This is a genomic window from uncultured Gimesia sp. (assembly GCF_937919775.1).
In the GTDB taxonomy this organism is placed as follows: domain Bacteria; phylum Planctomycetota; class Planctomycetia; order Planctomycetales; family Planctomycetaceae; genus Gimesia.
This window is the reverse complement of sequence record NZ_CALFPF010000674.1, coordinates 1-10706: the sequence shown is the minus strand read 5'-3', so window position 1 is coordinate 10706 and position 10706 is coordinate 1. Positions and strand designations below refer to the sequence as shown.

8 protein-coding genes are annotated in these 10706 nt (G+C 52.2%); 3 read left to right on the top strand and 5 right to left on the bottom strand.

What is annotated here, in order from left to right:
* The 3 genes from Q0294_RS19160 to Q0294_RS19150 all read right to left on the bottom strand — a co-directional run.
* On the bottom strand, positions 1–961 hold a 961-nt coding region (locus tag Q0294_RS19160; protein ID WP_299468662.1), incomplete at its 3' end, for a tetratricopeptide repeat protein.
* Positions 958–2733: a CRTAC1 family protein gene (locus Q0294_RS19155; protein WP_299468660.1), complete on the bottom strand. Its 1776-nt coding sequence runs from the start codon at positions 2731–2733 to the stop codon at positions 958–960. The genes Q0294_RS19155 and Q0294_RS19160, both read right to left, overlap by 4 nt.
* On the bottom strand, positions 2714–3517 hold the full coding sequence (locus Q0294_RS19150) for a creatininase family protein (protein WP_299468658.1): 804 nt from the start codon (positions 3515–3517) through the stop codon (positions 2714–2716). Before Q0294_RS19150 ends, Q0294_RS19155 begins: the two co-directional genes overlap by 20 nt.
* A gap of 203 nt (positions 3518–3720) precedes the next feature.
* On the opposite strand from Q0294_RS19150, the gene Q0294_RS19145 reads away from it, so the two are divergent.
* Entirely contained in the window at positions 3721–4668 is a 948-nt protein-coding gene (locus Q0294_RS19145; protein ID WP_299468656.1) for a DUF1559 domain-containing protein, read from the top strand.
* A gap of 159 nt (positions 4669–4827) precedes the next feature.
* Here Q0294_RS19145 and Q0294_RS19140 read toward each other — a convergent pair whose 3' ends face one another.
* Positions 4828–5586: a 5'-methylthioadenosine nucleosidase gene (locus Q0294_RS19140; RefSeq protein WP_299468654.1), complete on the bottom strand. Its 759-nt coding sequence runs from the start codon at positions 5584–5586 to the stop codon at positions 4828–4830.
* Positions 5583–6668, bottom strand: coding sequence for a 3-phosphoserine/phosphohydroxythreonine transaminase (serC, locus tag Q0294_RS19135; protein ID WP_299468652.1), 1086 nt, complete (start codon positions 6666–6668; stop codon positions 5583–5585). The genes Q0294_RS19140 and serC overlap by 4 nt, the downstream gene beginning before the upstream one ends.
* 264 nt (positions 6669–6932) lie before the next feature.
* Here serC and Q0294_RS19130 point away from each other — a divergent pair, with 264 nt between their 5' ends.
* The gene (locus Q0294_RS19130) at positions 6933–7949 is read left to right on the top strand and encodes a ribose-phosphate pyrophosphokinase (protein ID WP_299468650.1); all 1017 of its coding nucleotides are present in this window, start codon (positions 6933–6935) and stop codon (positions 7947–7949) included.
* A 43-nt stretch (positions 7950–7992) separates the two neighbouring features.
* Positions 7993–10596, top strand: a complete 2604-nt coding sequence (gene mutS, locus Q0294_RS19125; RefSeq protein ID WP_299468648.1) for a DNA mismatch repair protein MutS — start codon at positions 7993–7995, stop codon at positions 10594–10596.
* Positions 10597–10706 lie beyond the last annotated feature (110 nt).

Genomic DNA, 10706 nt, shown 5'->3' with positions numbered 1-10706 from the left:
GCTCTGCATAAAGGGGCTTCAGCAAGTCATACGCCTGTTGACCTTTTCGTTGAAAAATGAATAGATCCGCTTTGAGCAGCAGGCTTTCGAAATCCTGCGGGTCGATCAGCAATGCCTGGTCAACGTGAGCGACCGCAGCTTCCATCTTCCCCTGATTTCGATCGATCAATGCCAGATAACGCAGCGGCGTAATCGATGCAGGCTGCCGTTCCAGACACCAGCGTGCTTCCCGCTCTGCTGATTCCAGATCCCCCGTGTAAAGTGCCGCATAAGCCAGATTCAAATGCGCCTCAAATAATTCCGGCTCCAGATAAAGTGCCTGCTTGAGCGGTCCGATCATTTCACTGGTTCTGCCCGCCTGCTTCAGAATGCGGGCCACCAACATGTGGTTCTGTGCCTGATTCGCCCCCAGCTCAATACTGCGTGCGGCATATGTGAGCGCCCCGTCAGAATCCCCTTGCTGGAATAACAGTCGCGCCAGTTGCTCCTGATACCGACTCTCTTCCGGATATTCGCGGATCAGAATGAACAATGCCGGTTTTGCCTGCAAGGGGAGGTCCTGTTCCATTGCAATTTCGGCGATGGCTTCGACGGCTGCATAATACCGGGGATGCTGGGGAGTCACATGCGAAAAATTTTCCAATGCCTGAAAGGGAGCGCGGTCCTTGATCAGTTCCCCCAATTGAAAGTGCGCGAATTCATCGTCCGGATGTTGCTGCAAATAGGCAATCAACTCTTTTCGTCGGGTTTTATCCGATTTCTCTCCCGACTCTTGAGTTTTTACAGCCGGTTCCGATTTCTGCGGAGGATCTGTTTCCTTACGACCGGAAAGATAAAATACCAGCAATGCCAGCAACCCCACGCCGGCGACAATCGACCCGCTTGAGAAGAAAACCCCTTTTTCAGGTTTTGAAAAGGGTTTGATCAGGTTATCCGGTTCCGGCTGGCTATTCATCATCATGGCTGTATTTGAGACAACTCTCGCGAAGCGCTGGTTCCTTCTATCAATGTATAACGGCCCCCCGGTTGTAAACCAGACCAGATTTCCGTTTTCCCTTGAGGCCAGGTGACTTTCGCTGATACCGGTGTCTGACTCTTTCCCAAGCCAGCTAAGATCCCGCCTTCGTCCGCGGAAAGATAACTGCTGCTCCCCCGCCGATAACGCGTCAATTTTCTGGAATCTGTTGTCAGCTCCACACGCGCACCAATGGCGCTGCGATTGGAAGTCGTACCGATTAATTTTAAAGAAATACTTGGACCGGCGGACAGCGAACGATTTTCCAGCAACACCAGCTTCCCGTTCAAATGGGAGACCGCAAGATCGGCCAGTCCATCCCGATTAAAATCAGCAACGGCACAGCCTCTCCCCACTTGCTTATTCTGAAAGAAAGTCCCTGCCGATGCGGAATCGTCAAGAAACCGTGCCCCTCCTTGATTCAGAAACACTTGTGGTTCCTGCTCATAAGGCTCATTTTTCCCCAGCTGGGCCAGTCGATCGTGAACATGACCATTGGTCACGAACAGGTCTTCCCAGCCGTCATTATTGAAATCCAGAAACGAGGCACCAAACCCCAGTCGCACACGACTGGGCGCCGCGAGCCCTGTTTCATCCGTCACATCCAGAAAAAACAGAGCCCCCGCCCCCTCATTGCGGTACAACGTATTTGTTTCGCCGTAATAATTCGTGACAAATAAGTCGATCTGGCCATCGCCGTTATAGTCTGCCCCGGCAAGCCCCATGCCTGCCTCACGGTCTCCGGAACGATTGAAGGCGAGACCGGCAATCAATGCCTGATCTGTGAAAACCCCCTGCCCGTCATTCACCCACAACTGGTTCGCAACGGAGTCATTAGCAACATAAATATCCATGTCCCCATCATGATCAAAATCAGCAGCAAACACGCCCAGCCCCTGTCGGGCAGGCTCGTTGTGCAAGCCTGCTTTTTTTGACATATCGAGAAATGTCCCATTTCCCAGATTCCGATAGACCACATCATATTCCCCGCGCACATAACGGGGATGACAAACGAAATAAACGCGTGTTCCATCAACGTTACGGCTGCAGATGGGATACTGTTCCCGATCAATCTCCAGATAGTTCACCACATACAGATCGAGTAAACCATCGCCATTCAGGTCGGCCCAGGTGCAACTGGCCCCGTACCCCGGATCATCCACTTGCGCTGACTGTGAAGTATTGGAAAATGTGCCGTCTCCGTTATTGCAGTACAACAGATTCCGGCCGAACTGACTCACATACAGATCGTCAAATCCATCGTGATTAAAATCCCCGACGGCAATTCCCATCGAGTAACCGAAATCGATTAATCCAGCCGACGTGGTGACATCCTGAAACAGACTGTTACCCCGGTTCTGATACAGACGATTTGACAATGCCACATCGCTCACATCGCGCTGCGTGTTCTTCGCCGTCTGCCACTCTTCACCTTGCGCACAATACAAATCGGGAAAGCCATCATTGTCGAAATCAATCCAGCCGACGCCCGACCCCATCATCAAATGCAGGTGACGTTTCAAAGTCAAAGGTGACCGATGCTGAAACTGAAGCTGAGAGGCTGCCGTCACATCCTGAAAGAGAATCTCCGGCTGTTTTTCATCAGCAGAAAGGAAGGAGCCACAAAAAAACACCGCCAGACAACTGAAGCAGAAGATCCCACGCGCGCTTCTCAGCAGGAAACAGGCAGTGCTGTTATTAGAAAGGAAACTGATCATCCAATTTCGCCTCTGAGAGTTCCACCAGAAATTGCGATAATCGCTCAACGAGAATCTGCATCAGTTTCTCCCCCTTCTCGGCGGTCGCCTGATGCGGATTGCCCGATCCCGAATTGGTCGTCAATAAATGCCACGGACGTGTAATACTGACCCAGCCCTCATTCACCGCGGAGAACCGAGTTGAGTTGGTCGCACCATCGTCGGCATTCAAGGCGCCCGTTTCTGCATTCCGGGAAACGAGATGTGGAAAATAAGCCAGCGCCAGCGATGTTTCCATCTCACCGGCATGGTCATCCGGGTTCACAAAGATCTCGGGTTTCACATCGGCTGTGGTTCCGCGAAACCAGTCCGCCAGAAAGATCTGCACCGGCGTTGAACCGTGTAACTCCCGCAACAACGGTTTAAAATCGTTGCCGCCATGACTGTTTAGAATCAGCAGTTTGTGTACGCCATGATTGGCCAGCGAATCAACGAGGTCAGCAATGATCTGTCCCAGCGTGGAAGGATTCACATTCATCGACAGGGGAAACGCACTCTGGTTAGTTTCCGTGCCGTAAGGAATCGGGGGCAGCATGACCACTTTCGCGCCCCGCTGATGAGCGGCTTCACAAACGCGAGAACTGATCGCGTCTGCTTCATAAGTGTCGGTTCCATAAGGGAGATGCAGATTATGTGGCTCCGTGGCCCCCATCGGCAAAACGGCCACTTGGTAGGGATTCTCTTTCACATAAGCGTAATTGATTTCGGACAAAATCCAGGGACGCATCGCAGGTTCAGCCGCCACTCAACTATCTCCTTGCTCTGTTGATTGTATTAAACAAATTCTCGGGATCCTGCTTTCATTCTAGCAGGTTAGACTCTACGCCTCATTCGTGGGCAGGCAGATATTTCAATTATATACATTCTTCCCCTGTGTTTCTCTGTATTCCAATGAACTTCCTGTGTAACCTGATGGAGAGCAGATCATTTTCCCTGAAGGAGTCCCCCATGGCCAACTGGTATGTAAAACGCGGCAGTCAAACGGCAGGTCCCTTGACCCAGGAACGTCTGAAAGAACTGGCAGTCGAAGGCAAGGTCCAGAAATCCGATCTCGTCAGGAAAGGCGAGGAGGGTCAGTTTATCCCCGCAGGCCAGATCCCCGGACTGATTCCGGAAACGGACGACTGGGACGAATTCGAAGCCGAAACGCAATCGCACTCCCAAACTGCGGCTCCGAAAAAAAGCAATACGACGCTGATTGTCATCCTCGCGGTGTTCGCCGGAGGCCTGTTGCTGATCGTACCGATTCTGCTGGCATTACTCTTGCCGGCCGTGCAACAGGCCCGTGAAGCAGCACGCCGCTCTCAATCAAAAAACAATCTGAAGCAGATCGGCCTGGCCCTGCACAACTATCACGATACACATCAGGTGTTTCCTCCCGGTGCCATCGAGACAACCGATGGTAAACCTTATCACAGCTGGCAGACTCAAATCCTGCCCTTTATCGATCAGGCACCGCTTTACAGTGATATTGATTTTGATAAACCCTGGGATGATCCCGGCAATCAGATCATTTTTCAGCAGGAGATCCCCGCGTACTTAAACCCGACGATTGAAGAAAAAGTCTCACCCGACGGTTATGGCCTTTCACATTATGTCGGCAATGAACTCGTTCTCAAGAAAAATGCAGGTCTGCGCATCCGGAATATCACGGATGGCACTTCAAACACCATCGTCGCGGTCGAAACAGGCGAAAACTTCAAACCCTGGGGAGACCCGACCAATCTTGCCGTTCCAGGTAATATGATGGGCCCTGGTAAGAAAACGGCTTATCGAGGCGGAAACCACGTCCTGCTGGGGGACGGCAGCGTGCGCTTCGTCTCGGAAAATATTGACCCGGCGGTGCTAAAAGCATTGAGCACACCTGATGGCGGTGAAGTGGTTGGTGAATTCTAGGAAGAGCTTATTTCATCGTTTTAAGGGTGATTCTCAGGAAAGCGACCTTTAGCAAAATTGGATTCACCGCGGCTAACGCCCTGCGGCTGATGATGATTTCAGCCATTAGCCGCAGGGCATTAGCCCCGGTTCTTCATCTCGCAGAGATGAAACCTCATACTAATGCCGGGCTTCGTAAAGCTGAACGACGACTCCGTCCAGAAAACCGGCCAGTCGCGTGGCTGCGCGTGAGGCATCGCCGCGCATCTTCCACATTTCTTTGATGCTTTCCGGACGTTTGAAGACGGCGCCCAAAGCGGCCCCTGCCCGTACGGCTCCGGTTTCGCCGAGAATGGACATCACTTCCGGAGGCAGGTCCGCGGAACAATCGTCGCTGATCACCCGAATCGCCATGAAGCCTTTTTTCTCAGCAGCACAGACCTGCGCCACCGCCAGGCTTTCGAGATCGACCGCGAGCGCATCGTACTTTTCCGCCAGTTGTAATTTTTCCTCGACCGTGCGGACGATTTGATCGGTATTGATGATCCGGCCGACATAGAGCCCCTGTTCCGGATCTTCCGGAAAATGAACATCGTTTTTCAGTTCCTGACCGTGCAGGTCAGCTACCGAAGTCGCGACAACAATATCGCCGACTTTCATCCCGGTCTGTAATGCACCTGAAAACCCGACCGAGAGCACCCAGGGGGGGGAATGCGCATCGACCAGCGCCTGCGTCGCAGCACGGGCGCGGGCAAAACCCACTCCCGTTTGTACGACGGCCACCTTAATCCGATCCAGAAATCCGCCCCGAAACACATACGAACCGCCGGTATATTTTTTGACGTGCTCACAGCGATCCAGAAAGGGCTGGATCTCCATCGGCAGAGCACAAACCAGCCCTATATCCGCATGCGCTTTATCGATTTCGGGCTGATTCAAGAAGCATGTTCCTTTTCGAACTGACTCATCACTTCGATTAATTTATCGACGCCTGACTCGGGGAATGCGTTATAAATACTCGCCCGCATCCCGCCGACACTGCGGTGGCCTTTCAAGCCATCCAGACCGGCGGCAGTTGCCTGCTTGATGAATTTAGCGTCCAGACTGTCATCGCCGGTCACGAACGTCACATTCATCAGCGAGCGGTCTTTTTTCGCAGCCGTCGGCTTAAAGAGCTGGCTCTGATCCAGATAATCGTACAGTTTACCCGCTTTGGCCTGATTTTTCTGCGCCATGGCCGTTAATCCGCCCTGATCTTTCAACCATTGCAGAACGCGTCCCAAAACATAAATCCCGAATGTCGGCGGCGTATTGTACATGGACCCCGCTTCAGAGTGCGTCCGGTACTGCAGCATCGTGGGAAGATCAGTCGGACCCTGTGCAATCAGATCGTCCCGAATGATGACCAGCGTCACCCCGCTCGGCCCCAGATTCTTTTGCGCACCCGCGTAAACAAGACCATATTGAGAGATCTCGATGGGTCGGGAAAAGATATCGCTGCTGGCGTCGCAAATCAGCGGAATCCCCGCCGGTACGACAGGCTCGGTCGCAAACTCGGTGCCGTAAATTGTATTATTCGAGGTAAAATGCACATAAGCTGGTTTCTCACTCAGAGAAACTTCCTCGGGAATATAAGAAAAGTTCTTGTCTTCGCTGCTGCAGGCGACATTCACTTTCCCGAACAATTTGGCCTCTTTGACCGCTTTTTGGGACCAGGAACCGGTGACCAGATAATCGGCTGTCTGATCTTTGGAAAGCAGGTTCATGGGAATCATGGAAAACTGTGTGGAAGCGCCCCCCTGCAGAAACAAAACTTTGTAATTATCAGGGATCGAAGCAATTTCCCGGCAGAGGGCTTCTGCCTCATCATAAACGGCGATGAAGGCTTTACTTCGGTGGGAGTGCTCGAGAACACCGATGCCCGTGTCGCCCAGTGAAATCAGATCCTGTTGTGCCTGTTCCAGTACGGAAAGAGGAAGGGCAGCGGGTCCCGCAGAAAAGTTGTAAATTCTTTCTGTCATTTTAGATATCTCAACATCATTTGCAGACGGAAATAGTGTTTCCGCCCTGAGTAACCTGTTTGGTGTCAATAATACGGACGTGAATAAAACTCTTGGAACCATCCTTGAGGATATTGGCAAGCGTTCGCTTGTTTTGCCATTCAGCATCGATATTATGGAGTCTGCTTTTCTTCGTGAATGGAGCAGAGCGAAATTATCCAGAATTCCCAAGAATAGTAATGTTTTCCGGCGAGAGATTGCCCCGTTAGATTGATCTGTTAATTAATGTCTAGTTCTCCAAATCCGCTTTCCCGAGGGCCTCGTCTCCAGTCCTTTCAACCGCCACAAGGCGATCTGACGATCATGGCAGGCTCGGGTAACCCCTTACTTTCGCAAGCCATTGCTGATGAACTGGGCATCCGTCTGACACCCTGTGAAGCCCACCAGTTCAGCGAAGGCAATATTTTTGTTCGTATTCTGGAAAATGTCCGTGGGCGCGACGTTTATATTATCCAGGGCGTCCATTCGCCGGTAAACGACAATTTCGTTGAACTTCTGTTCTGGATCGACGCTTTGAAACGGGCCAGTGCCCAGCAGATCACCGCGGTCATCCCTTTTTTCAGCTATGCCAAAGGGGACAAAAAAGACGAACCTCGCGTTTCGATCCGGGCGCGTGTCTGTGCAGACGCGATTGAAGTCGCCGGGGCGAACCGCGTTTTGACGATGGATCTGCACAGCCCTCAGATTCAGGGTTTTTTCAGTGTTCCCGTCGATCATCTCTACGGTCGGCATGTCATTTGTGAACATGTCCGCAAACTGAATATCGAAAATCTGGTCGTCTGCAGCCCCGATGTCGGGTTTGCCAAAGAAGCATCCGATTTCGCGAAACTGCTGGGAACGCCGGTCGTCATCGGGAACAAACTCCGCAAAGATCACACCGAAACGGTGGAAGTTCTGGAAGTGATTGGAGAAGTCGCAGGCAAGAATATCATTCTGGTAGACGACTTCACCATTACAGGACGCACCCTGATCAGCATGGCTGAAGTCCTGAAAAAGAAGGGAGCCAACGACATTTACGCAGCCGTCACACACGGCGTATTGTCAAGAGGCGCCGCGGAACGCATCGGTAACAGCCCTTTGAAAAAAATGTTTATGACCAATACGATAGAAACGCAGATCGATCCTCTGCCGGAAAACATCGAGGTCATTTCGGTCGCGCACTCCTTTGCTGCTGCGATCCGCTCCATTCATGACCGGACGAGTGTCAGTACCCTGTTTCCGGAAAAGCGACCGAAGAATTAATCACTCATTCTAATTGCTCACTGTCAGAGAAAAATCAGGACGTATGACAAATACAGGCAAGAAGCTGACCCCGATGATGGAGCGATATCTGGAAGTCAAACGCCAGAATCCGGGAACCATCCTGCTGTTTCGCATGGGCGATTTCTACGAACTTTTTAACGAAGATGCGGAAATCGCAGCCCGTGTTCTGGGAATCACACTCACCAGCCGCGATAAAACTTCCAGTAATCCGACGCCGATGGCAGGTTTTCCGTATCATTCGCTGGACAGCTATCTCTATAAGCTGATTCACGCCGGTTACAGAGCCGCAATCTGCGATCAGGTTGAAGATCCCAAAACGGCCAAGGGCATGGTCAAACGCGAAGTCACCCGTGTCGTGACCCCCGGCACGCTGACCGATGACGCCTTGCTGAATCCGCATGAGAACAACTTTCTGGCCAGCATCTATTTCGGCAAATCCACTATCGGACTCGCCTGGCTGGAACTCTCCACCGGTCGCTTTCTGACATCCAACACAACGGCAGAACATCTGGTTGACGAACTGGCCCGCATTCACCCGGCCGAGTGTATTTTCGCGGAAGGCAACACCGCGCTGCAAAATGCCATCGGCCATTTAGACACCATGCTGACCGAGCGGCCTTCCTGGTCGTTCGCGCAAGATGAGTGCGAAAAACGGCTGCTGGAACATTTCGGCACCAAAACGCTGGAAGGGTTTAATCTGGAATCGAACACTCCCGCGATCACAGCCGCGGGCGCTTTGCTCGAATACGTTCAGGACACCCAGAAAAGTTCGATTCCGCATATCAACCAGATTGAACCGTACGAACGCGGCGACCGCCTGCTGATCGATGAAGCTACCCGGCGCAGCCTGGAACTGACACGCACCATCCGCGAAGGCAAACGCGAAGGCAGCCTGATTTCGGTCCTCGATGAAACCGTCACCTCGATGGGAGCCCGCCTGCTCACAGACTGGATTGCCAACCCGCTGACGAGTCTTCCCGAAATCCAGAAACGGCTCGACTCGGTTGAAGAACTCTCACAGAATCCGGTTCTCTGCCATGATGTGCGTGAACAACTGGCGAAAACGTATGACCTGCAGCGTCTCACCGCACGCATCGCCACAGGCCGTGCCAACGCCCGTGACCTCAGTTTTCTGGCCCAGTCTCTGGCATTACTTCCCAAACTGAAAGCGAAACTCGCCGGTCGCAAATCGGAACTGCTCCAGAAACTCGAAGTCGGCATCGATCTCTGTGCTGAAGTGCGGGCGGATATTGAAGCCATGATCGTGGAGGAGCCTCCACTGACGCTCAATGAAGGGGGCGTGATCTGCAAAGGATTTAATGCCGAACTGGACGAACTGCGTTCCCTTTCCAAAGGGGGCAAAGAATGGATCGCCGGTTATCGCAACGAGGAAGCGGAGCGGATCGGCATTCCGAATCTGAAAGTCGGCTTCAATAAAGTTTTTGGATATTATCTCGAAGTTTCCGCCGCCCAGGCTGCGAAAGTTCCCGAGCACTATATTCGCAAACAGACTCTCAAGAATCAGGAGCGTTATATCACGCCTGAGCTGAAAGAGTACGAAGAAAAAGTGCTCAAGGCAGAAGACAGTGCGATTGAACTGGAACTGAGACTGTTTCATGAGTTGAGGGAACGCGTCGCCAAAGAAGCACCCCGCACACAAAAAACCGCGGAGGTTCTGGCGCAAATTGACGTGCTCTTCGGACTGGCTCATCTCGCGACCCACGCAGGTTATACGCGTCCGGAGATCACGGAAGAACCGGTTCTCGATATCAGGGAGAGCAGGCATCCCGTTCTCGACCGCCTGCAACCCTCGGGCGAGTTTGTTCCCAACGATGTGTTACTCGGCGATCCTTACGGACGGGTTCAAATCATTACCGGCCCCAACATGGCGGGAAAAAGTACTTACATTCGTCAAGCGGCGCTGCTGACTCTCATGGCGCAGATTGGTTCTTTCATCCCCGCCAGTGAAGCGCGGATCGGAATTGCAGATCGAATCTTTGCACGCGTGGGTGCCAGTGACGAACTGAGCAAAGGTCAGAGTACGTTCATGGTCGAAATGACGGAAGCCGCCCGTATTCTGAACTCGGCTACGGAACGCAGTCTGGTGATACTGGATGAAATTGGACGCGGCACCAGTACCTATGACGGAATTTCTCTGGCCTGGTCCATGACCGAATACCTGCATGACCGGATTAAAGCCCGCACCCTGTTCGCTACGCACTACCACGAACTCACCGAGTTGACCCAAACGCTCAAGCAGGCCAGTAACTGGAATGTCGCCGTACATGAGCAGGATGGGGAAATCGTGTTTCTGCACAAAATCGTGGAAGGCTCAGCAAACAAAAGTTACGGGATTCATGTGGCCCGTCTGGCTGGTGTCCCGGATCAGATTATTCAACGAGCCAATCAGATTCTTTCCACGCTCGAAAAAGATCACATCGACGCCAGCAGCGGAAAAACGACCATCCCCCCGCGTCCGCAAAAACAAGCGACGCATCAGCAGCTTTCCCTGTTCGGTGCCGCCCCCCACCCCGTACTCGACGAAATCAGAGATTTAAACGTCGATCAAATGACACCTCTGGCGGCATTGGAAGAATTATACAGAATTCGTGAACAATTGAACTAATTGACAAATAATCTTTTTTCACTGCTTTTCAGTTGAAATCAAAACCAAAATGTGTACACAATAATACAAATTGTTGGTACACAAGTGCCTTACCTGTTTTGATAGAAGCT

Excerpts from the sequence above, each read along its gene's own strand:
- Q0294_RS19130 (WP_299468650.1), top strand. The coding sequence starts at position 6,933 with ATGTCTAGTTCTCCAAATCCGCTTTCCCGAGGGCCTCGTCTCCAGTCC.
- Q0294_RS19155 (WP_299468660.1), bottom strand. The coding sequence starts at position 2,733 with ATGATCAGTTTCCTTTCTAATAACAGCACTGCCTGTTTCCTGCTGAGA.
- serC (WP_299468652.1), bottom strand. The coding sequence starts at position 6,668 with ATGACAGAAAGAATTTACAACTTTTCTGCGGGACCCGCTGCCCTTCCT.
- Q0294_RS19145 (WP_299468656.1), top strand. The coding sequence starts at position 3,721 with ATGGCCAACTGGTATGTAAAACGCGGCAGTCAAACGGCAGGTCCCTTG.
- mutS (WP_299468648.1), top strand. The coding sequence starts at position 7,993 with ATGACAAATACAGGCAAGAAGCTGACCCCGATGATGGAGCGATATCTG.